19 protein-coding genes are annotated in these 21,644 nt (G+C 67.7%); 7 read left to right on the top strand and 12 right to left on the bottom strand.

From position 1 onward, the window contains the following. The first annotated feature begins 125 nt into the window (after positions 1 to 125). The 4 genes from galK (at position 126) to ACFVIV_RS23215 (ending at position 3,829) form a co-directional block, all read left to right on the top strand. Positions 126 to 1,235: a galactokinase gene (gene galK / locus ACFVIV_RS23230; RefSeq protein WP_379199553.1), complete on the top strand. Its 1,110-nt coding sequence runs from the start codon at positions 126 to 128 to the stop codon at positions 1,233 to 1,235. 70 nt (positions 1,236 to 1,305) lie between these two features. Next, positions 1,306 to 1,737 (top strand): group II truncated hemoglobin, encoded by a 432-nt coding sequence (locus ACFVIV_RS23225; RefSeq protein ID WP_379199551.1) that lies wholly within the window; start codon positions 1,306 to 1,308, stop codon positions 1,735 to 1,737. A gap of 169 nt (positions 1,738 to 1,906) precedes the next feature. Then, positions 1,907 to 3,583, top strand: coding sequence for a sodium:solute symporter family protein (locus tag ACFVIV_RS23220; protein WP_379199698.1), 1,677 nt, complete (start codon positions 1,907 to 1,909; stop codon positions 3,581 to 3,583). A 12-nt stretch (positions 3,584 to 3,595) separates the two neighbouring features. After that, positions 3,596 to 3,829, top strand: coding sequence for a hypothetical protein (locus tag ACFVIV_RS23215; protein WP_379199549.1), 234 nt, complete (start codon positions 3,596 to 3,598; stop codon positions 3,827 to 3,829). 10 nt (positions 3,830 to 3,839) lie between these two features. Here the strand turns inward: ACFVIV_RS23215 and ACFVIV_RS23210 are convergent, their stop codons facing one another. The 6 genes from ACFVIV_RS23210 to ACFVIV_RS23185 form a co-directional block, all read right to left on the bottom strand. Then, on the bottom strand, positions 3,840 to 4,547 hold the full coding sequence (locus ACFVIV_RS23210) for a hypothetical protein (protein ID WP_379199547.1): 708 nt from the start codon (positions 4,545 to 4,547) through the stop codon (positions 3,840 to 3,842). Positions 4,548 to 4,635: 88 nt separating this feature from the next. Then, a complete protein-coding gene (locus ACFVIV_RS23205; protein WP_379199546.1) occupies positions 4,636 to 6,123 on the bottom strand; it encodes a PepSY-associated TM helix domain-containing protein in 1,488 nt (495 codons plus the stop codon). Positions 6,124 to 6,216: 93 nt separating this feature from the next. Further along, the gene (locus ACFVIV_RS23200) at positions 6,217 to 6,792 is read right to left on the bottom strand and encodes a hypothetical protein (protein ID WP_379199544.1); all 576 of its coding nucleotides are present in this window, start codon (positions 6,790 to 6,792) and stop codon (positions 6,217 to 6,219) included. A gap of 65 nt (positions 6,793 to 6,857) precedes the next feature. Further along, positions 6,858 to 8,519: an acyl-CoA synthetase gene (locus ACFVIV_RS23195; RefSeq protein WP_379199542.1), complete on the bottom strand. Its 1,662-nt coding sequence runs from the start codon at positions 8,517 to 8,519 to the stop codon at positions 6,858 to 6,860. Between the two features lie 394 nt (positions 8,520 to 8,913). After that, positions 8,914 to 10,560: an acyl-CoA synthetase gene (locus ACFVIV_RS23190; protein ID WP_379199540.1), complete on the bottom strand. Its 1,647-nt coding sequence runs from the start codon at positions 10,558 to 10,560 to the stop codon at positions 8,914 to 8,916. Positions 10,561 to 10,667: 107 nt separating this feature from the next. Next, positions 10,668 to 10,967, bottom strand: coding sequence for a hypothetical protein (locus ACFVIV_RS23185; protein WP_379199538.1), 300 nt, complete (start codon positions 10,965 to 10,967; stop codon positions 10,668 to 10,670). Positions 10,968 to 11,012: 45 nt separating this feature from the next. On the opposite strand from ACFVIV_RS23185, the gene ACFVIV_RS23180 reads away from it, so the two are divergent. Next, on the top strand, positions 11,013 to 12,014 hold the full coding sequence (locus ACFVIV_RS23180; protein ID WP_379199536.1) for a hypothetical protein: 1,002 nt from the start codon (positions 11,013 to 11,015) through the stop codon (positions 12,012 to 12,014). 3 nt (positions 12,015 to 12,017) lie between these two features. Here ACFVIV_RS23180 and ACFVIV_RS23175 read toward each other — a convergent pair whose 3' ends face one another. Both ACFVIV_RS23175 and ACFVIV_RS23170 read right to left on the bottom strand, forming a co-directional pair. Beyond that, positions 12,018 to 12,926, bottom strand: a complete 909-nt coding sequence (locus ACFVIV_RS23175; protein ID WP_379199534.1) for a M23 family metallopeptidase — start codon at positions 12,924 to 12,926, stop codon at positions 12,018 to 12,020. 24 nt (positions 12,927 to 12,950) lie between these two features. After that, positions 12,951 to 13,460, bottom strand: coding sequence for an ArsR/SmtB family transcription factor (locus tag ACFVIV_RS23170; protein WP_379199532.1), 510 nt, complete (start codon positions 13,458 to 13,460; stop codon positions 12,951 to 12,953). 73 nt (positions 13,461 to 13,533) lie between these two features. Between ACFVIV_RS23170 and ACFVIV_RS23165 the strand changes: the two genes are divergently transcribed. Next, positions 13,534 to 13,998: a T6SS immunity protein Tdi1 domain-containing protein gene (locus ACFVIV_RS23165; RefSeq protein ID WP_379199530.1), complete on the top strand. Its 465-nt coding sequence runs from the start codon at positions 13,534 to 13,536 to the stop codon at positions 13,996 to 13,998. Between the two features lie 17 nt (positions 13,999 to 14,015). Here ACFVIV_RS23165 and ACFVIV_RS23160 read toward each other — a convergent pair whose 3' ends face one another. Next, complete coding sequence (locus ACFVIV_RS23160; RefSeq protein WP_379199528.1) at positions 14,016 to 15,383, bottom strand: FAD-binding oxidoreductase; 1,368 nt, start codon at positions 15,381 to 15,383, stop codon at positions 14,016 to 14,018. Positions 15,384 to 15,570: 187 nt separating this feature from the next. Between ACFVIV_RS23160 and ACFVIV_RS23155 the strand changes: the two genes are divergently transcribed. Then, positions 15,571 to 16,707 (top strand): metallophosphoesterase, encoded by a 1,137-nt coding sequence (locus tag ACFVIV_RS23155; RefSeq protein ID WP_379199526.1) that lies wholly within the window; start codon positions 15,571 to 15,573, stop codon positions 16,705 to 16,707. A gap of 11 nt (positions 16,708 to 16,718) precedes the next feature. On the opposite strand, the gene ACFVIV_RS23150 is transcribed toward ACFVIV_RS23155, so the two are convergent. The 3 genes from ACFVIV_RS23150 to ACFVIV_RS23140 all read right to left on the bottom strand — a co-directional run bounded on the left by ACFVIV_RS23150 (position 16,719) and on the right by ACFVIV_RS23140 (position 21,643). Beyond that, complete coding sequence (locus ACFVIV_RS23150) at positions 16,719 to 18,188, bottom strand: AIM24 family protein (RefSeq protein ID WP_379199696.1); 1,470 nt, start codon at positions 18,186 to 18,188, stop codon at positions 16,719 to 16,721. Between the two features lie 185 nt (positions 18,189 to 18,373). Beyond that, on the bottom strand, positions 18,374 to 20,341 hold the full coding sequence (locus ACFVIV_RS23145) for a molybdopterin-dependent oxidoreductase (protein ID WP_379199524.1): 1,968 nt from the start codon (positions 20,339 to 20,341) through the stop codon (positions 18,374 to 18,376). 75 nt (positions 20,342 to 20,416) lie between these two features. Next, positions 20,417 to 21,643 carry an acyl-CoA dehydrogenase family protein gene (locus ACFVIV_RS23140; RefSeq protein ID WP_379199522.1) on the bottom strand — a complete coding sequence of 409 codons (1,227 nt, stop codon included), beginning with the start codon at positions 21,641 to 21,643 and terminating at the stop codon, positions 20,417 to 20,419. Position 21,644 lies beyond the last annotated feature (1 nt).

The raw sequence follows: 21,644 nt of genomic DNA, 5'->3' as shown, positions 1-21,644 counted from the left end.
GTTTGCGAGACTCGCTATGCTCCCTGCGAATCGAACCGAACGGCCTGCACGGCTCGTCGAACTGCTCACTGGTGACTCTCTGTACGTTGCTGAAATGCGAACAGCCGGAGCGAAGCGGAGGCAAGGTGGACACAGCAGGTCGCTGGCACGCCCCCGGGCGGGTCAACCTCATCGGTGAGCACACCGATTACAACGATGGATACGTGCTGCCGATGGCCGTGCCACTGGGCGTGACCTGCACGGCGGCCGTGCGCCCGGACGGCAAGGTGCGGTTGCGATCTCGGCAGGCGCCCTGCGACGAGGTCGACGCCACGCTGTGCGCGCTCGGCACCTCCGGCTGGCAGGAACTGCCCGGGTGGGCGCACTATCCACTCGGCGTGATCAGGGAATTCGAGCGGCGCGGCCACGAGATTCCCGGTGTGGAGCTCGAACTCGACGGCACCGTGCCCATGGGTGCGGGCCTGTCCTCCTCGGCGGCGCTGTCGTGCTCGGTGGCCATCGCCCTGCGTGACCTGTTCGCGCCCAGCGTGTCCGCGGCCGAGATCATCGATATCGCGCGGCGCGCCGAGAACGTCTATGTCGGCGTGCCGAGCGGTGTGCTCGATCAGTCGGCGGCCATGCTGTGCACCGCGGGGCACCTGCTGTTCCTCGATGTGCGCACCGGCGCCACCGAACAGATTCCCTTCGATCTGCACCGATTCGGCCTGGAGCTGCTGGTTTTCGATACCGGGAGCCCGCATCGGCTGGTGGACGGGGAATATGCGCGCCGGCGGGCCGAATGTGCCGCCGCGGCGGAGGAACTGGACGTTCCGTTTCTGCGGGACGTGACCTCGGTCGACGCGCTGGACCGGGTGGCCGATCCGGTCCTGCGCCGCCGCGCCCGGCACGTGGTGACCGAGAACGCCCGGGTGCTGGCGGTCACCGAGCGCTTGCGCGCGGGCGCGGATCCGCGTGCCATCGGCCCCGCCCTCACCGCCGGGCACGCTTCCCTGCGCGACGATTTCGAGGTGTCCGCGCCGCCGCTGGATCTCGCCGTGGGCACGGCGGTGGCGAACGGGGCCTACGGCGCCCGCATGGTGGGCGGCGGCTTCGGCGGCAGCGTGATCGCCCTCGTCGATCACGACCGCGCGCCCGCGATGATCGCCGCGGTGCGAGATGCCTTCGCTCACAGCCACTTCGACGCGCCACGCAGCTTCGCCGTCACACCCGCCGCGGGTGCGCATCGCCTCGAATAGCCAACGGCGGCGGGCGTACGCGGTTAGCCTGGAACGGCAACGATCACCGCACCTCAGGAACGAGTGAGCCATGGTGAGTCTGTACGAGTTCGCCGGCGGCGAGGACGCCCTGCACAAACTCGAGGAAATCTTCTACGACAAGGCCCTGGCCGATCCCGTGCTACGGGAGCTGTTTCCGGTGCGGGTACCCACCCACGTCGACCATCTGACCTGGTTCACCGCCGAATCCTTCGGCGGCCCAGACCGTTTCACGCGGGAGCTGGGCTTTCCCTACATTATCGACGCCCACCGCGGGCTGCGGATCACCGATGCGCAGCGGCAGCGTTTCGTGGACGTGTACCTGGAGTCGCTCGACGCGGCGGGGCTCCCGGCGGATGAGAAATTCCGGGCGGCCGTGCGCGAGCACGTCGAGTTCGGCGCGCAGGTCGCACAGCAGAACTCGCAGGCCGAAACCGATGAGCAACTGCATCCGCTGCGGGAAGTCCCGCACTGGACCTGGTAATCACCGGACACGCGCAAATGTCGCGCCGAGCCTCCCGAGGCGGAGCGAACTCGCGGCTAGTATTGCGCGTCACAGTCGTGCCCGCGTCATCTCGTGATCGTTTCGACAGGAGATCCGTATGCCGTTCGACTTCAGCATGCCCGCGCCCGGTGTGGTGGCCGCGGGTGAGATGCTGCGACTGGATGCCGATCCCATTGACTATGCGCTGGTGGCGCTGTATTTCGTCTTCGTCCTGGGCATCGGCTGGCTGGCGCGGCTGCGGGTGTCCACCAGCGTCGACTTCTTCCTGTCCGGGCGCTCGCTGCCCGCCTGGGTGACCGGCCTGGCCTTCATCTCCGCCAATCTGGGCGCGGTCGAGATCATGGGCATGTCCGCCAATGGGGCCGAATACGGCATGCCGACCATGCACTACTTCTGGATCGGCGCGGTCCCGGCCATGCTGTTCCTCGGCATTGTCATGATGCCGTTCTACTACGGTTCCAAGGTCCGCAGCGTCCCGGAATTCATGCTGCGCCGCTTCGGTCCCGGCGCGCACCTGGTGAACGCGCTCAGCTTCGCGGTGGCGCAGGTGCTCATCGCCGGGGTGAACCTCTACCTGCTCGGCACCATCCTCAACGTGCTGCTGGGCTGGCCGCTGTGGGTGTCGGTCATCGTGGCCGCGGTGATCGTGCTGTCCTACATCACCCTGGGCGGGCTGTCGGCGGCCATCTACAACGAGGTGCTCCAGTTCTTCATTATCGTGGCGGCGCTGCTGCCGCTCACGCTGGTCGGCCTGCATAAGGTCGGCGGCTGGGACGGCTTGCGCGACAAGGTGATCGAGGGCAGCGGCGGCGCGGAGCAGCTGCACGCCTGGCCGGGCAATCAACTCACCGGATTCACCAGCAATATCGCCTCGGTGATCGGCATCGTCTTCGGCCTGGGATTCGTGCTGTCCTTCGGCTACTGGACGACCAACTTCGTGGAGGTGCAGCGCGCGCTGGCCACGCATTCCATCTCGGCCGCGCGCCGCACGCCGATCATCGGCGCGTACCCCAAGATGTTCATCCCCTTCATCGTGGTCATCCCCGGCATGATCAGCGCGGTCCTGGTGCCCCAGATCGTCGACTACAAAGCGCAAATGGCGATGAACCCGGATTTCAAGGGCGATGTCACCTACAACCAGGCGCTGCTCTACCTGATGAAGGACGCCCTGCCCAACGGCCTGCTCGGCGTCGGCCTGGCCGGCCTGCTGGCCGCCTTCATGGCCGGCATGGCCGCCAATGTCTCGGCCTTCAACACCGTCTTCAGCTACGACCTGTGGCAGCGCTACATCGTCCGCGACCGCGAGGACGGCTACTACCTCCGCACGGGCCGTATCGCCACCGTCGGCGCGACCGTCGCCGCCATCGGAACCGCCTTCATCGCAAGCAATTTCGGCAACATGATGGATTACCTGCAAACCCTGTTCAGCTTCTTCAACGCACCGCTCTTCGCTACCTTCATCCTCGGCATGTTCTGGAAGCGCATGACGCCCGCCGCCGGCTGGTCCGGCCTGGTGGCCGGAACCGCCTCCGCCATAGTCGTTTTCGTCATGGGCGAGACGAAGGTGTTCGAACTGTCCGGCCAGGGCACGAGTTTCGTGGCCGCCGGCGTCGCCTTCGCCGTCGATATCGCCGTCAGCGTAATCGTCACCCATATGTCCCAACCCAAACCGGCCGCCGAACTGGTGGGGCTGGTCTATTCGGAAACCCCGAAGGACCGGCTCACCGACCCGGACGCCGATTCCCTCCCCTGGTACCAGCGACCCGCACTGCTGGCCGGTATCGCCCTGCTTCTCGTCATCGCCCTCAACATCTTCGTCGGATAAGGAAGGGATGCCATGCTCTTCGACATTCGCACCATCGTCGGCGGCCTGCTCGCCTGCTACGGAGTCATCCTCATCGTGGTCTCCGTGACCTACGATCCGGGCATCCAGCGCGCCAAAACCAATGGCATCGACGTCAACCTCTGGGCCGGCATCGGCATGGTCGTCGTCGCCGCCATCTTCTTCGCCTGGGTTCTCCTACGCCCGGTCCGCCCCGACTCTCCCACGGACAAATCCGCGGGAGAGTAGCGGCGGCGGACTACTTGGCAGCCGGCGGAGTGAACGGCTGGTTGATGGTCGTGAAGTACTGGGCCGCGGCCAGAATGGCGACCGGGGCGGTCACGAAGATCTGACCGAGCAGGGTGCCCATGAAGCCGATGACGCTCATGCCGACGATGCAGCCGAAGATGCCGGCGGGCAGGGCGCCGAACATGGCGGAGAGGGCGCCGGTGACGGTGGCGAGGGTGACGCCGCCGACGACGCAGCCGATGGCGGCGCCGCCGATGCCGCCGACCAGGGTGCCGATGGAGGCGCCCATGCCGATGGTGCTGGTCATGCGGGACCAGGCGGCCTGCTCGCGGTCGTATTCGGTCTTCCACGGCGCGACGTTCTCGTAGGGGAGGGCGACCGGCTTGTACTCGGCGTGGGCGAGATCGAACTGGGGGGTGAGGGTGGCGGTGCGGTCGGAGATCTCGGCCGCGATGGGGAATTCGAAATCGTCCACGCGGAACTTCAATTCGGTGCCGGCGACCGTGGTCCCATTGGCGGCCTTGATCTTGAAGACGCCGTCCTCGACCACCATGGAGCCCGCATCGGTGTGGATGATCGTGTTGGTCGCGCTATTGGTGGTGGAGTAGTTGATCACCTCCGGCGCAGTCGCTTCCGCGTCGGCGTGCACGGTTCCAGCGGACATGACAAGCGCGCTTGACACGAGGGCGGCGGACAAGGCGATCTTGTTGATCTTCATCAGGTGTGATTCCTCGAGAGAGTAGAGGGGTCCGGCGGCACGGCCCGGAGGCCGTGTCGCTCAACGTTTTTCGATCTTGAAGTGTTCCCTAGGCGGTGGCGCGGCGGCGAGCCGCCAATCCCACTGCTATATCGACGATCAAGAAGACCAAAAGGGGAATTCCGATCATCGGCGCGAACCAGCCGACGACCACCGCGGCCAATGCCAGCGGCACGATCAGGTACAGCGGGGTCTGCGCCAGCGCGCGGCGAGGAGCCTTGCCGCCCACGGTGATGCGGCCCGCGTCCTTGGTCGGGCGGCGCCGCCACCACATGAGGTAGCCGCGCACGATCACGGTGATCAGGCCGATCATGATGGCCAGCAACACAATCTGGTTGATCAGGCCGAAGGTCACGCCCATGTGCAGGCCGATGCCCAGATTGGTGGCCTTGGCCATGAGCGGCCAATCGGAGAACCGCAGCATGTCGGTCACCACGCCGGTCTGCCCGTTCACCGCGATGGCGTCCTGGGTGTAGACGTAGGGCCGGCGCAGTTCCTTCGCCACGAAGGCGACGCCGTCCTTGGCCGGAATGGTGATCTCCAGCGGGCCCTCCAGGCCATTGGCGCGGGCCACCGCATAGACGGTGTCGACCCGGACACCGGCATTGGCGGCATCGGGCGCGGCCGCCGGAGCCGCCGCGCCACCGTGCCCGGCGTGCTCACCGGTCGCGGGTGCGGGACCGGTCGCCCCGGGCAGCTTGGCGCTCACCGACGGGGTGGTCCAGCTCATGGCCTTGCGCAGTTCGGAGACATTCTCACCGGCGTACTTCGACCAGGTCATACCGGTGGCCGACAGCAGCAGGAGCACCGGCAGGATCCAGACACCCACCACCGCATGCCAATTCAGCGTGCGAGCGCGGGGACGGGACCGGTCCGGCCGCAGCAGCCAGCCCGCGGAGCGCTTCTCGCGCCGCGCCCGCACCCGGCGGAACCACAGCACCAGCCCGGCCAGGGCGATCACCCACAGCCAGGACGCGGCGAACTCGCTGTAGTAGCGGCCGATATCGCCGAGATGCAGATCGCGGTGCAGCTTGTCGATCCAGGTGCGGGCGGGCAGCTGGCCCGAACTGCCGTAGACCACGCTCTCACCCACCGGCTGCGCGGTGACCGGATCGACGAACACCGCGCGCCGCTCCGATTCGCCGAGCGAGCTGTCGGAGAAGATCACGCGGGTGGTGTCACCCGGATTCTGGCCGGGCGCCACGGCATTGAGCGGCAGGTCCGGCCGCAGCGCGGTGGCCGCGGCGATCTGCTCCGACAGCGGCCTGGCCGCGCCGGTCGAATCGGTGTGCAGCAGACCGCGGTCGACAATGTTCTCCAGCGTCGGCGACACCGCGTAGAGCGCGCCGGTGACGGCCGCGATGAGGATGAACGGCGCCACGAAGACACCCGCATAGAAATGCAGTCGCAGCATCAGCGCCTGAAAGGCATTGCCCGCACTGCGTTTGGTGGAACCGGACGGCGGAGTGGATTCCGCCGAATGGGTAGGGGAGGGCGGCGGTGCCGTCGTTTCGGCACCGCTTTCTGTGATTGTCACGAGCGGTCTTTCCGATGTTCGAGGAAACCCCGGGTACGCCGAATACGCGAACTGGCACGGACGCGAAAGTCCGTGCGCGGGGTATGGATGAATTCAGCCTCGAACGACGGCGGGCGGACCGCGGGTGCGGAAGGCATCGGCCGCGAGAATGCGCAGCACGACCCGGTCGCGATGGGTGATCGGCAGCTGCGGCGGCCCGCCGAGCACCGGCACAGCAATCGGCGCGGGCAGCACCCACGCCAGCACGGTGGTGCCGATCCGATAGGCGGCCTCCGCGCCGAGAATGACGATCGCGGCGGCGACAGCGGCGGTGATGTGCGCGGCCAGCATGGCCGGACTCCACATCGACGCCTGGTGATGATGGTGATGGCTGCTGCCGGGCGAGCCCCACATCATGCTGAAATGCCCGAGCAGCTGACCGCCCACCAGGGCCAGGACCAGCCCGAACCCGGTGGAGCGCAGCGCGCCGATCCGAGGGACCAGCGCGCCCACGCCCATGGAGGCCAGCACCAGCAGGGTCAGCGGACCCGACTCCAGCGGCGCCGCGCCCGAGATCCAGCCGTGCGCGGCGACCGCGAGCGCCCCGGAAACCGAACCGGCCGCCCCACCGCGCAACACCGCAGCATCACTGCGGGCAGGCGCCGTGGACCGGCCGGGCTCGAAACTCACGCGCTGATGATAACCGAGGGCCACGGTCCGTTTTCACGGCCGCGGATTCCGGTTTCCATCCGGAATTATTCGGCGGGGACCGCCATTTCGATCAGCGGCTTGCGCAGCAGCTTTCCGGTGGCATTGCGCGGCAGCTCATCGAGGAAGATCACTTCCCGGGGCACCTTGTAGCGGGCCAGGTTCTCCTTCACGTAATCCTTGATCTCCTGCACGTCCCGCTTGGAATCCGGGCCCGGAACCACGATGGCCCGCAGCCGCTTGCCGAAATCGCGATCGTCCACGCCGACCACCGCCGCCTCCAGCACATCGGGGCGGTTGGACAGCAGGTTCTCGACCTCCTGCGGGAAGACGTTCTCGCCGCCGGAGACGATCATGTCATCGTCGCGGCCGTCGATGAACAGCAGCCCGTCATTGTCGAAGTGACCGACATCGCCGCTGGACATGAGCCCGTCCACATACTCCTTGGTGCGGCCGTCGGTGTACTGCTTGAACGAGTGCCCGTTCTCGATGAAGATCGTGCCGGTCACATTCGGCCCGGTGATGCGCTTGCGGTTCTCGTCGTAGAGCGCGATGCGAATGCCCACCGGCGCCTTGCCCGCGGTGGTCGGGGCCTTGCGCAGCTCCGCCGGGGTGGCCACGGTCATGACGGCGCATTCGGTGGAGCCGTACACGTTGTAGAGGCTGTCGCCGAAGTAGTCGAGGGTGCGGGTGACCACGTCCGGCGGGATGGCCGAACCGGCGGCGAAGATCACCTTCAATGTCTCGCTCGGCCGGTACTTGGCCAGCGTCTCCGGCGGCAGGTCCAGGATGCGCTGCAGCATGGTGGGCACCACGGTCAGGCCCTGCGCCCGGTACTTCTGGATATTGGCGAGGGTCTGCTCGGGATCGAAGCGGCGCTGCTGGAACACGACGCGATTGCCCAGGGCCACCGAAATGGTGAACTGGGACAGGCCGGTGGCGTGGAAGATCGGGGCGGCCATCACCACGGTGCTGTTGCGCGGCAACGGAATCCGGTCCAGGAACTGGGCCGTGATGAAGGGGCTGACCTTGTCGCGGGGCGCGCCCTTCGGGGTGCCGGTGGTGCCGCTGGTGAGAATCACCATGCCGCCCGGCTGCTCCGGCGGGCTCAGCGGCGAGGTGTCCTGGCCGGCCGCGACGGATTCGATGGTGGGGATCGACGGATCGGCATTGTCCTGCTCGTCGACCCAGGTGAGGATGCGCGGGATCGCGTCCGGAATGGCGGACATGAGGTCGAAGAACTCGCTGTCGTGCAGCACCGCCTTGACGTTCTCGCGGGCGGTCACATCGGCGAACTGCGGCTTGGCGAAGCCGGTGTTCATGAGCACCGCGCGCACGCCCAGCTTGCCGGCCGCCACGATGGTGAGGACCATGCCGCGGTGGTCGCGGGCCAGAATGCCGATCACGTCGCCGGGCCGCAGGCCGCGCGCGGCCAGCCCCCGGGCCAGGGCATTGGACTGCTGATCCAGCTGCTCGAAGGTCAGCTCGCCGCGCTCATCGACAATGGCGGCGGCCTTCGGATTGGTGCTCGCGGCGTGCACCAGCGCACCGGCGAACGGGCCGAACTTGAGGACATTGAGCGCCGAGCGCACCGCGTGATCGGGGCGCAGCGGATTGAACAGACCCCCGCGGACCATGGCATTGACGCTGAGCGCCGCATCGCCGGCCTTGCGCAGGACCGTGCCTGCCTTTGGAAGGGCTAGTGACATGGGTACAACCTTCCGCGATCCCCTGCCCGACGAGTCGGCTGTCGGACCGCAACCTCGAGATCCAGTGCGGTGCTAACACTAGCAAGCAGGAGGCTTGCGGTTGTGGTGGAGGTCTCTGTTACCTGCGGTAGCGCATATGGGCCCCATGTCGTGGTGGGGGTCGCACGGTGGGGGCTCCGCCCCCACACCCCCGAAGAGGGGAAACGGGGGCTAAGCCCCCGAACCCCCTTAGGGCTGCGCCCGGCACGCCTGGTTGCGCCCGGAACGCCTAGAGCTGCGCCCGGTACGCCGAGGGCTGCGCCTGGTACGCCGAGGGCTGCGCCTGGCACGCCGAGGGCTGCGCCCGGCACGCTTAGGGCTGCGCCTCGCCGCTATACGGCTGCGACTTGGGCGCTCAGGGTTCGTACTCCACCAGGACCCTGCGCAGGAGTTTGCCTGTCGCGTTGCGGGGGAGTTCGTCGAGGAAGTAGACGTCGCGGGGGACCTTGTAGCGGGCCAGGTTGTCCTTGACGAAGGATTTGATCTCGTCGGGGTCGAGGTGTTCGCCGGGTTCGGGGACTACGAAGGCGCGCAGGCGTTTTCCGAATTCGATGTCGTCCACGCCTACGACGGCGGCGTCGAAGATGTCGGTGCGTTCGAGGAGGAGGTTCTCGACTTCCTGGGGGAAGACGTTCTCGCCGCCGGAGACGATCATGTCGTCGTCGCGGCCGTCGACGAACAGCAGGCCGCGCTCGTCGAAGTGGCCGACGTCGCCGCTGGACATGTAGCCGTCGATGATCTGCTTGTGGCGGCCGTCGGTGTAGCCCTTGAAGGGTGCGCCGGAGCGGATGAAGATGCGGCCGGTGACATTGGTGTCGTGAATGCGGGCGCCGTCCTCGTCGAAGAGGGCGACCTCGCAGGTGATGGGGGAGCGGCCCGCCGTGCCGGGCGCGACGGCGAGATCCTCGGGGCGGGCCACCGTGGCGACCGCGCATTCGGTGGAGCCGTAGAGGTTGAACAGCACCGGCCCGAAGACCTCGGCGGTGCGGTTGGACAGCTCCGGCGACAGCGCGGAACCGGCGATGACGATCGCCTTCAGGCTGGACAGGTCGTACTTCTCGCGAATGGCGGGATCCAGCTCGACCATGCGGTGCAGCATGGTCGGCACCGCCACCAGCATCCGGGCGTGGTTGTCGGCGATCATGCGCAGCGTCTGCTCGGCGTCGAAGCGGCGCGCCACCACCACCTTGTTGCCGAGGCCGACGCCGACCAGCCAGGTGCCCATGCCGGTGCTGTGGAAGATCGGCGAGACGATCACCATGGTGCCCTGGCGCGGAAAGTCGATGCGGTCCACCAACTGTGCGGTGGCCAGCGGCGAAACCTTGTCGCGCGGAGCGCCTTTCGGCAGTCCGGTGGTCCCGCTGGTGAGAATGATGACCCCGCCCGGCTTCTTCGGCGCGGGCAGCGGAGCCTTGGCGTTGGCGGCGATGAGCGCATCGAGAGTCGTTGCGTTCTCGGGCAGTTCGGCGCCCTCGTCGACCCAGGTGAGCACCCGTGGCAGCTCGGGCGGCAGCGCGTCGAGCAGCCCGACGAACTCACTGTCGTGCAGCACGGCCTTCACGTTCTCCCGCTCGCACACCTGCGCGAACTGCGGCTTGGCGAACCCGGTGTTCATCAGCGCCAGCCGCGCCCCCAATTTCCCGGCCGCCACCGTGGCCAGCAGCAGCCCGCGATGATCGCGGGCGAGCAACCCGATGACCGTCCCCGGCGTGATCCCCATCCGCTGCAACCCCCGCGCCACCGCATTGGACCCCTCGTCGAGCTCCCGATACGTGAGCTCCCCCCGCTCATCGGCCACCGCGACATTCTCCGGCCAGGTCCGCGCCGCATGCCGCACCGCCGTGGCCGGCGGCCCGAACACCCGGGAATCCCGTATCGACCGCAAGGTTTCCAGCGGATCGCGGGGATCGGTGACCCCCTTCTCCCGCAACGTCCCCAGGGCCTTGAACGCCTCGCCGGTGAGAACCAGCTTCCGCTGCGCCGAATGAAGAATCGAGGCCATCTCGCCACCTCCGAGAGAACGTGCACCCGCCATCCGGAACTGGCAGGTGCCGCAACCGTAGCAGCGCAGTGTGATCGCCGTTACACAAATTCGGTCATGCCGGACATTCACTCGGGTGTGTCGTATGCGGTGGTCAGGCCCGGATGGGCGGTCGTGTCCAGGTCGGCGGTGACCGCGGCCAGCTTGCCACGAATCGCCTCGACGGCGTCGGGGCGCAGGGGCGGGTTCGGCTGCCCGACAACGGCGAGTACGGCGGCCGCGGCGTCGCGCACGTCGAGCTGCACCACCTGTACCCGATCCGGATGCGCGGCAACGATGTCCGCCATGTTCTCCGGGCGGCGCGCGGCGGCGACGACCTCGTCACCGGCGGCGAGGGCGGCGCGGGTGAAGGCCGTACGCGCACGCAACTGGCGCTTCGCCTCACCGCCGCCCGAACGTGGTTGTATCGAGGGGTGACCTCCTCGAGCGGAATGACCTTCGGCATATACGCGGCGGGACAGGTGAGCACGGTGACCGGCCCGCCCGACAACCGTGTCGTCATCGACAGCCTGGTCCGGCTGCTGCAGGGCGACGCCCCGTTCCTCGTGCGTGAATACCTGCACTTCCTGGGCGATCCGCCGGATCCTGAGCGAGCGGAGGTGCTGCACCCGGAACGGGTCCGGACCGAGCTGACCATGCCCGACCGGTGGTACCGCGAGCAGGGCAGGCAATTGGACCTGGTGCTGTGCTACCTGCCGGTCACCGCGGATGTCGAGGGCTGGCTGGCCTTCATCGATCGTGCCGTCGAACGCTACGGCGCCATTGCCCGCTATCTGCAGATCACGCTGGAACCCAATTTCGACATCCCCTGGATCGACGGCAGCTCACCCGGAATCATGGAAGCGCTGATTCGCGGTGTGCCCCATGCCCGTAAGTCCCTGGACGCAGCCGGACACGGCGACGTCCGGATCGGGTTCTCGGTGGCCGAACCGCAGGAATGGAACGGCGGCGACGACGCCTTCTGGAAGCGCCTCGCCGAGGTCCCGCGCGCCGAGTTCGCGGACTTCATCGACTACGTCGGGCTGGCGCTCTATCCGGATGCCTTCTCACCGGTCGCGCCCCACGGTGAGCCGGGCGATATCGATTCGCTCATCGAGCACGGCATCCGGCACCTGCGTGAGAAGAGTTTGCCGGCAGTGCATCTCGGCGATGCGCCCATCCACATCGCCGAGATCGGCAGCCCCACCGGGCCGGAACGCACCCCGGATCATCAGGCCGACAGCATCGGCCACATGATCCGCCGCATCGTCGCACTGCGCGAGGAGCTCAATGTGACGCACTGTGAACTCTTCGGCCTGCGCGACGCGGATTCGAGCCATCCGGAACCCATTGCGCAGCTCGGCATTACCGCCAGCGACTACCACCCCAAGCCCGCCTTCGAGGTGTACCGGGAGCTGATCGCCGAGCACGCGTAGCGACTACGCCGGAACCGCGAACCGCTCGCCGGTATGCGGGACGCCGATGCCGGTCCAGGTGAACGGGATACCGCGGGCGGTGGTGGAGTCGAGCGAGTCCATCAGCTGGAAGTGCAGATGCGGTTCGGTGCTGTTGCCGGTGTTGCCGACTCGTGCGATCGGCTGACCGGCGTGCACACTGTCGCCGGGCCGAACCAGAATCGAACCCGCACGCAGATGGCACAGTTCGGCGAAGACCCCGTCGGCCATTTCGATGACCACGTGATTGCCGAAAGTGAAGCTGTCCGGTGCGAAGGAGCGCACGATCTGCTCGATCAGGAAGAAATAGAGCAGACCCAGGATGCTGGTGCGGGCGCGGTGGTCGCGGCGGGCGTCGACGACCCGCACGACGGTGCCGTCGGCGGGAGCCAGTACCGGGCTGTCGAAGGCCGGAAACTCCTCGGGGCGGCGGAAGCGCCAGAGGCTGAAAGCCGGTGCGGCGTCCGGGACTCCGGTCAGGTCTATGGCGTAACCCTGCCCGCCCCAATGGGTTCCGTGGCTGGGTACCCGGTCGGCCGGGCTGTTGACGGCCTGCCATTCACCGGTGACCGGCGCCGCCAGCGAGACGGGCCCGCCGCAGTACTTGCCGGCGGCCTTCGGATTCTCGATGACCGCGTCCGGATCCTCGATGGCCGCGGCCAGATCGCGTGCCCGGCGGCGGCCGCCCACGATATTGGCGCCCAACTCGACCAGATAGGTCAATACGAGCAGGGTCGCCCCTTGCCGGACCCAGTACCAGGCGCCCGTCGGTTCCCCCCAGACGGCCCATGTCCAATGCAGCGGCAGTATGTCCACGACCAAGTCGGTGAACACCACGCCCACGGCCCCCAGCCGGATCCAGCGGAACAGTTGCAATGCGATTGTGCGGATCATCTGTCCTCCCCAGGTTGTGATCCTTCAGCGCCGGGTCGTCGCCAGCGCTATGAGCAGCGGCACCACCCGCCCGCCGGGCACCGCGTAGCGCCCGCGTCCGGCGGTGTGCAGCCAACCGGCAGCGGTGAGCTGCCGGAGATGGTGGTAGATCTGACCGGACGTGCCGAGTCCGTCCAGCTCGGTGAGCTCCGCTGCGGTGCGCCGGCCGCCGAGAATCTCGCGCAGCAGGCGAAGTCGTACCGGATTGCCCAGGGCGGCAAGGGATTCCGCCGCCTCGGTGATTTCGCCGTCGAGCAGGGCGTCGGTGGTGAAAGCCATCTGCCACCCGTACTGCTCCTCGGTGGGCAGCCGCACCGAACCGGTGAACAGCACGCCGCCGTTCGTGACGCCGTCCGCCGCGAGCTCTTCCTGCAGCCGATTCAGCGCCCAGAAATCGTCGGCGCCCGTCGCGGCCGGGATGGCGCGCGGTGCGCGCGCATTCTCCAGTGCGGCGAGTCGCCGATCGATCTCCTCGAACCGCTGGTCAAGATCCACATTCTCAATAGTACGTAATTACGTAATTTCTGCCAACACAGAATCGTCCCCGGCGCGCGGTAGTGTGCGGCGGGTGGAGCTGGATCTGATCAAGACATTCACCGCGGAGGAATACGCCAGCGGCCTGGAGTCCTGGGCCTGGCTCGGCCTGGAGGGGAAGACCCCCATGTGCTCCTCCCTGTTCGGCGATGTCTTCTTCCTCGCCGACGACGGCGTGTGGTGGCTGGACACCATTACCGGCGAGCTGACCCATGAATGGGGCAGCGTCGACGAGGTCGAAGCCGCCCTCAACAGCGAGGAGGGCCAGGACAAATACCTGCTCGCCGGTCTCGCCCTCGCGGTCGCCGAAACCGGCCTGGTCCCCGCCGAGAACCAGATCTACGACTTCTCCCACCCGCCGGTCCTCGGCGGCGAACTCGACGTCGAGAACATCGAGGTCGCCACCATGGACATGAGCCTCAATATGCTCGGCCAGATTCACGACCAGGTCCGCGGCCTGCCCCCGGGCACCGAGATCTCCGGCATCGAATTCGACTGAGTTCGCGACCTATCCGATCAGCGCCCCCGCACGCACTTGGCGTACAGATCGGGGAACCGGCCGCCGGGATCGTAGGCGGCCTTCAATTTCCAGTAGGCGTCACCGCCGTACTGCTCCCAGAACTCGTCCTCGGTGTAGTGGGCGGTGGAGTACAGCGGTTTGTGCCCGCCGAGTTCGGTGATCTCGGCTTCGATCAGCCGATTGTGATGATCGGCCGCCTGTCCGGGCCGCAGCCGCAGCGGCCACCAGAATCCGACGCTGACGAACAGCCGCCCGGGCGCGATGGGATACAGCGTCGCCGGCTCGCGTAACCGCATGGGGCACAACCAGACCGGACTGATGCCGACCTCGCGCCGGAAGAACTCCAGGAATTCGGGCACGGTCTCGACCGGTAGATCGGCGTCCTGGAGCACCCATTCCACCGGCCGGCCGAGAGCCGCCCACACCCGATCGGTGGCTCCGCCGGAGCGGAACCACATCTGCAGGCGGCGGAAGGTCTCGGCATTGCGGAACCGGCTCGGCCACAGCCGGCGCAGGATCGGGTTCTCCAGGCCGAACAGGCTCGAGGTCCAGTACAGGTCGGTATCCCAGCGCCACAGGTAATCCCGGGTGGTCAGGTAGTCCTCGCGCCGCGTTCGGATCGCGCGGTAGTAGATGCCGCGCACGTAATCCGAGACATAGGGCGCGGTATCGCTGAACGTGCCCAGCACCAGATACAGCTCGCTCGGCGCGAAGTAGACGCCATCGATGAAATCGACCGGAGCGCCTTCGAATTCGCGATCGGCGTCGACGCGGCGCAGCTGGGCGACCCATTCATCGGTGGAGTACGCGCGCACATATCGCAGTCGCACATAGGGTTTCGCCGGCTCCAGCCGCACCCGCAGCCGCACGGCATATCCGAGCGACCCGTAGGAGTGCGGCATGGCGCGGAACAGATCGGCGTATTCGTTGTCCCCGGTCGCCGTGAGAATCCGTCCGTCGCCGGTGAGGATGTCCATCTCGGTCACGCTGTCGTGCGGCAGCCCGCCCCGGAACGAGGAGGATTCCGCGCCGGTCCCGGCCACGCCGCCGCCGATGGTGATGGTCTTGCAGTCCAGCACGACCGAGGGCAGCAGGCCCGCCGCCAGCGTGGCATCGGCAATGGTCTCGTAGGTCGCCATGCCCTCGACCTCGGCGGTCCGCGTCGCCGGGTCGATGCTCAGCACCCGGTCCAGACCGCGCACATCGAGGGTCGCTCCGCGATGGCGCTGCCGCGGCCGGTACAGGTTGGAGGACCGTTTGGCGAGCCGGACCGGCTGCCCGGGTGGCAGCGAGTGGAACCGATCCAGCAGCCGATCTACGGCGCGCCGGTGTTCCGCCATGGTGGCGAGGGGTCGAATAGTCATGCGCCAGGCTCTTTTCCGTCACGCTGTGACCGACATCACCAGCATCCCACGTCCCTCCGACAGGTTTCTCCCTCGGCGTAATCGTGCGGGAACAATCACCGCTGCTCGGACGCTCTATTGTCGAAGTAGTCCAGCGCGCCGGGCGCAGACCCGTGTGTGCTCATCCGTGCTCACGAGGACGAACCCGTTGAAATATGTGCCGCGCCTGATCCTCTTCCTGGCGATACCCGCCCTGCTCTTCGCGCTGCCGTGGTGGACGCTGGTCGCGGCGCCCACCGACGGGACCGGGCCGCTGTTCTGGGCCGGGTCGGCGCTGTTCCTGCTCGGGTACGTGACGCTGCCGGCGACCATGTTCCTCGGTCACGGCCCGCGACAGGCCGATGCGGCAACCATCGTGGGCGACACGCTGCTCGGCGTGATGTGGGTGCTGTTCAGCTGGTCGGTCATCGGCAATCTCGGGCGGCTGCTGCTGGCCGGTTTCGTGGACGATCCCGCGCGCTCCCGGATTGTCGCGGCCGCGGTCGCGGCGGTGTCGGCGATCGTGGTCGCGTACGGCATTTTCGAGGCGCGCCGAGTGCCGCGGGTGCGCACCGTGGATGTCGGGATCCGCGGGTTGGCCCCGGGACTCGACGGGCTGCGGATGGTGGTGGTCACCGATACCCACTTCGCGGCGCTGGATCGGTTGCGCTGGTCGGAGAAGGTCGTCGATATCGTCAATGCGCAGCAGCCCGATATCGCCTGCCACGCTGGTGATCTCGCGGACGGGTCGGTGGCGAAGCGGCATGCGCAGGTGGATCCGCTCGGCAAGGTCGAAGCCCCGCTGGGCAAGTTCTACATCACCGGCAATCACGAGTATTTCGGTGACGCGCAGGGCTGGATCGAGCATATGACCTCGATCGGCTGGCAGCCCCTGCGCAATCAGCACGAGACGCTCGAGCGCGGCGGCGACCGCCTGGTGATCGCGGGTATCGACGATCCGACCGGTACGTCGTTGCCCGGGCACGGTCCCGATCTCCCGGCGGCCCTCGCCGGCGCGGACCCGGAGCTGCCGGTCATCCTGCTGGCGCATCAGCCCAAGCAGATCGCCGATGCCGTGAAAGGCGGTGTCGCGCTGCAGATCTCCGGTCACACGCACGGCGGCCAGATCTGGCCCTTCCACTACCTGGTGCGGCTCGACCAGCCGGTGGTGGCGGGCCTGAGCCGGCACGGTGAGCACACCCAGCTCTACACCAGCCGGGGCACCGGATTCTGGGGTCCGCAGCTACGGGTGTTCGCGCCGAGCGAGATCACCGTCCTGGTGCTGCATCCGGAACCGGCGAACTGATCCCGGAACGGTTATCCGAGAATCCCGCCCAGCATGCCGCCGCTCTGGCCCGCCTGCTGCCCGCCGCCGGTGCCGCCGAGGAGGCCGCCCGGCGGCAGCTCCGACGGCTGCACGATCACGAACCCGCGGCCCGAGAACGCCAGCGTGAGGCCCTCCCCGGTACTGCGGCCCATGAGCCGGCCCAGTCCGAACGAGTCGTTGCGCTTGATCCCGGTCTGCAGACTCGACGACCACGCCACCGCCGCCTGCGGATCCGCGTACGTCGGCTGATCCACGTTCAGCACCACCGGCGCGCCGTGCGTGGTGATGGCGATCCGCCCGCGCCCGGTGAACACGCAGTTGAACAGGCCCGCGTTCGAGGCGTATCCGGCCGCGCCCTGCACCCGCTTGATGCTGTAGCTCAAGGTCGGATCGAAGGCCAGCACATTGGATCCATTGATGGTCAGCCCATCCGAGCCGTCCAGATCGATGGTGTGCACATCCGCGGCGCCATTGGCCAGGAACAGATCTCCGCGCCCGGACACCTTCATCAGCGGCACGCCCTCACCCGTCAGGTGCTGCTGGATCGCCCGGCCGATCCCGCCGGACCCGAGCGCCTTGAACTGCATATCGCCCTGATACGCGACCATGGACCCGGCGCGGGCCATGACCTCCCCATTGACGGCAACCTTGATCATCTTGCTGCCCTGCTTCTGAATCCCCATCCCGTTCACCTCGGCATGGCGGGGATCGAACAGATCGCTTTGCATGGGCTGCGCTCCTTGGTGCAGAGGTGGCATGGGTGGCGGCGCCGGCGCCGAATACGCGGGCGGCGGTGAGTAGTTGGGCGGCGGTGTCGGCGGCGCCTGGTACCCGGGTGGCGGCGGTGCGGAGTAGGCCGGTGGCGGCGGTGGCGAGTAGGCCGGTGGCGGTGTTGCCGGTGCCGAGTACGCGGGCTGTGATGGCGGAGCCGGACGCGCCGCGGGCGGCGAATACGACTGTGTGGCAGGAGTGCTCACGGCCCCCGGCGTCGGCGTCACCGGTTGCTCCGGCTCATCGTCGATATTCACGCCGAAGGCGGCGGCGATTCCGGCCAGCCCGTCGTCGTATCCCTGGCCGACGGCCCGGACCTTCCATGCCCCGCCCCGCCGGTAGATCTCGACGCACACCACGCCGGTCTCGGTGGTCAGCCCGCTCATGGGGAAGGTCAGCGCCCCCGCATCGGATCCGATGGTGGCCGTCAGCGACCCGACGCCCGCGAAGGTGGCGGGCCCGCTCCCGTCCAGGCTGGCCGTGACCACGACCTTGTCCACGTCCCCCGGCAGCGCGCTGGTCTGCACATCGACCATGTCGCCGCTGCCGCGCCCGTGCCGATAGGTCACCCCGGGTCCGACCGGTTGGTTGAAGAACACGAAATCCGCGTCCGACCGCACCTTCCCATCGGCCCCCAGCAATAGCGCCGACACGTCCACGGCGGCCGAACAGGCCACCGTGACGGTCATCCGATCCCCGGGCGCAGGCCGGTTCTCCCCGCGAGCCAGCGAACTCACGCCGAATCACCCCCGCCGAGTTCCCGCTCCGATGTCATGCCATCCACGCTGTCGAGTCTGCCCCGCTCCCGCCGAACACGCTACGACCACCCCGCCCGCGCCGCATTCATCCGCGCGCGGCGCGGGTCGGCACTCGCTCACTCGCCGATCGGCGAGATGTGCACCCGGTTGTCGTGGAACACGGCCCCGCCGCCGAAGTCGGCGTCGCGCTCGGCAATGGTGGCATTGACGGTCGCTCCGCCGGAGAGTTTGGCCCAGCGCCCCTTGGTGGTGGCGGCCACGCCGGGCCGGACGTGATCGGAGACCTCGGCCACCGCCTCGAACGAACCACGGGCATTGCCGACGGAAACCTTTGCGCCATCCGCGATTCCGAGGGCCGCGGCGTCCTGCGGGTGGATGGTGACGGTGGGGTCCCCGGCTCGCCGCAGCAGCTCCCGATTCGCACCGAACGTGGTGTTGAGGAAGTAGTGCGAGGCAGCCGAGATCAGCACCAGCCCGTCACCAGGGTCCCCGGGCGGCGTATACCCGGGCAGCGGGTCGTGCCCGGCCTGCGCGGCCCGCCGCGAAACGAACTGGAGCTTCCCGCGGGGCACCGGCCCCGGGCTGATCTTCAGGAACCCCTCGGTGCGCAGTCGTTCGACGTCGTAGCCCTTCAGCAACTGCCGCGCCAGCTCCTCATCGGACTCGTACAACGCCGGCTCGGTGAACCCCATGCGCTGCGCCAATCGGCGGAAAGTCTCTGTGGTGGACAGGCATTCGCCCGGCGGCGCCACCGCCGGTTCATTCCACACCAGATACAGATTCCCGTACGCGGCCAGCACATCGAGATGCTCGGGCTGCATGGTGGCCGGCAGCACGATATCGGCATAGTCGACGGTATCGGTCGGAAAGTGTTCCAGGACAACGGTGAACAGGTCCTCGCGTTCGAGGCCGCGCCGCACATTCACCTGGTCGGGATTGGACCCGACCGGATTCGCGGCAATCACGAACAGCGCCTTCACCGGCGGGTCGCCGGCCTCCAGCAGCCCCTCGCCGAGCCGGGTCATCGACAGCGTCCGCACCGGATGCGGCAGCAGATCGAACCGCACCAGGCTCGGCAGATCGAGTTCGAAGTGCCCGCTCGTCGAATAGTGCAGTCCACCACCGGGAATCGCCCAGTCCCCGGTGATTCCGGGCAGGCAGGCCAGCGTCCGCAATGCCATCCCGCCGCCGTCATGACGCTGAATGCCTTGTGAGACACGGATGGCGGTCGGCCGCGTACCCGCGATCCGCTCACCCAGTTCGACAATCTTCTCCACCGGCAACCCGGTGATCCCCGCAACCCGCTCCGGCGTGAATTCCGCTATCCGCTCCCGGAATTCGGGCCACCCCTCGGTCTGCTCGGCCAGGAATGCCGAGTCCTCCGCACCCATCGACACGATGACGTGCATCAGCCCCAGCGCCAGCGCCGCATCGGTCCCCGGCAGCGGCGCCAGATGCTCATCGCACCGCTCGGCCGTGCGCGTCCGCACCGGATCGATGGCAATGGTGTACGCCCCGCTGTCCTGAATGAACTTCCACACGTGATGCCCCGACGTCAGCGGATTCGTCCCCCACAGCAGAATCAGCTTCGACTTGGCCAAGTCCTCCGGATCCATCCCGCCCGAAGTCCCCAGCGCGTACTTCAGCCCCGTCGTCCCCGCCACCGAGCAGATCGTCGGATCGTGCAGCGACGCCCCCAGCGCATTGAAGAACCGCCGCCCCGAAAACCCCTCCAGCCCCTGGATGTACCCGAGGCTCCCGGTCCCGTGAAACGGCCAGACCGCCTCACCCCCATACTCCTCGACAATCCCGCCCACCCGCTCCGCGATCTCCCCGAGCGCCTCATCCCAGCTGATCCGCTCGAACCGCCCCTCGCCCTTCCGTCCCACCCGCCGCATTGGATACAGCAACCGCTCATCCGACTTCAGCTGCTCCAGGTACCGATTCACCTTCACGCACAGCGCGCCCCGCGTCACGGGATGCTCCTTGTTCCCCCGCAGCCCGACCGCGGCCCCATCCTCCACGGTCACGACCCATGAGCACCCGTCGGGACAATCCAGCGGACACGCACCCAGCACCTTCATCCCACCAATCCTAGGCGGAACGAAAAATCGGTGCGGATCATGCGATCCGCACCGATTTTCCCAGGTGAAGGCCGTTTACTTCAGCTTGTCGCTGCCCAGCTCGAGCACGCGGCGGGCCACGATGAGCTGCTGGATCTGCTGGGTGCCCTCGAAGATGTCCAAGATCTTCGAGTCGCGGCCCCACTTCTCCAGCAGCGTGCGCTGGGAGTAGCCGGTGGCGCCGGCCAGTTCGACGGCCTTGAGGGTGACGTCGGTGCCCATGCGGCCGGCCTTGGCCTTGGACATGGAGGCCTCGAGGGAATTGGGCTTCTTGTTGTCGGCCATCCAGGCCGCCCGCAGCGAGAGCAGGTAGGCGGACTCGTAGTCGGCTTCCATGCGCAGGAATTCCGCGGCGGCGGCGTGCTGGTTATTGGCCGGCTTGTCGTAGGAGATCTCGATGCCCGCGTCGGTGAGGACCTTGCGGAGCTCTTCGAGGGCGGCGCGGCCGACGCCGACGGCCATGGCGGCCACCAGGGGGCGGGTGTTGTCGAACGTCTGCATGACGCCCGCGAAACCCTTCTCCACATTGACTTCCGGGCTGCCGAGGATGTTGTCCTTGGGGATGCGGCAGTCCTCGAAGCGGATCTCGGCGGTGTCGGAGGCCTTGATGCCCAGCTTGTGCTCGAGGCGGGAAACCGTGAGGCCCTTGGCATCCCGCGGCACCACGAACGACTTGATGGCGGCGCGGCCCAGCGACCGGTCGACCGAGGCCCAGACCACGATGTGGGTGGCGCGCGAGCCGGCGGTGACGAAGATCTTGGTGCCGTTGAGAACCCACTCGTCGCCATCGAGGGTGGCGGTGGTGGTGACGGCCGCGGAGTCGGAGCCGAAGGAGGGCTCGGTAATGGCCATGGCGGCCCACACCTTGCCGAAACGCTGCAGCTGCTCATCGGTGGCGACCGCGGCGATGGCGGCATTGCCGAGACCCTGGTAGGGGATCGACAGCATCAGGCCGACATCGCCCCAGGAGGTCTCCAGGGCGTTCATGAGCGCGGACATATTGCCGCCGTTGCTGTTTCCGAGCAGCTCGGTGGCGTGTTCGTCCTTCTCGCCCTCGGTCTTGCGACCGCCGGTGGCGCCGGAGACGTCACCGCCGGAGTCGGACAGGCCCTCCACCATGGCGGCCATGGTGTCCAGCTCGATGGGGTATTCGTGCTCGGCCAGGTCGTACTTGCGCGAGGCGGGGCGGAAGATCTCCGCGGCGACCTGGTGGGCCTGGTTGGCGCTGGCCCGCAGCTTCTTGGGGAGTTCGAGATTGATCATT

Source organism: Nocardia sp. NPDC127526 (assembly GCF_042672265.1).
Classification (GTDB): domain Bacteria; phylum Actinomycetota; class Actinomycetes; order Mycobacteriales; family Mycobacteriaceae; genus Nocardia.
The sequence above is the reverse complement of the archived record's forward strand: the minus strand, read 5'-3'. Positions and strand labels throughout refer to the sequence as shown.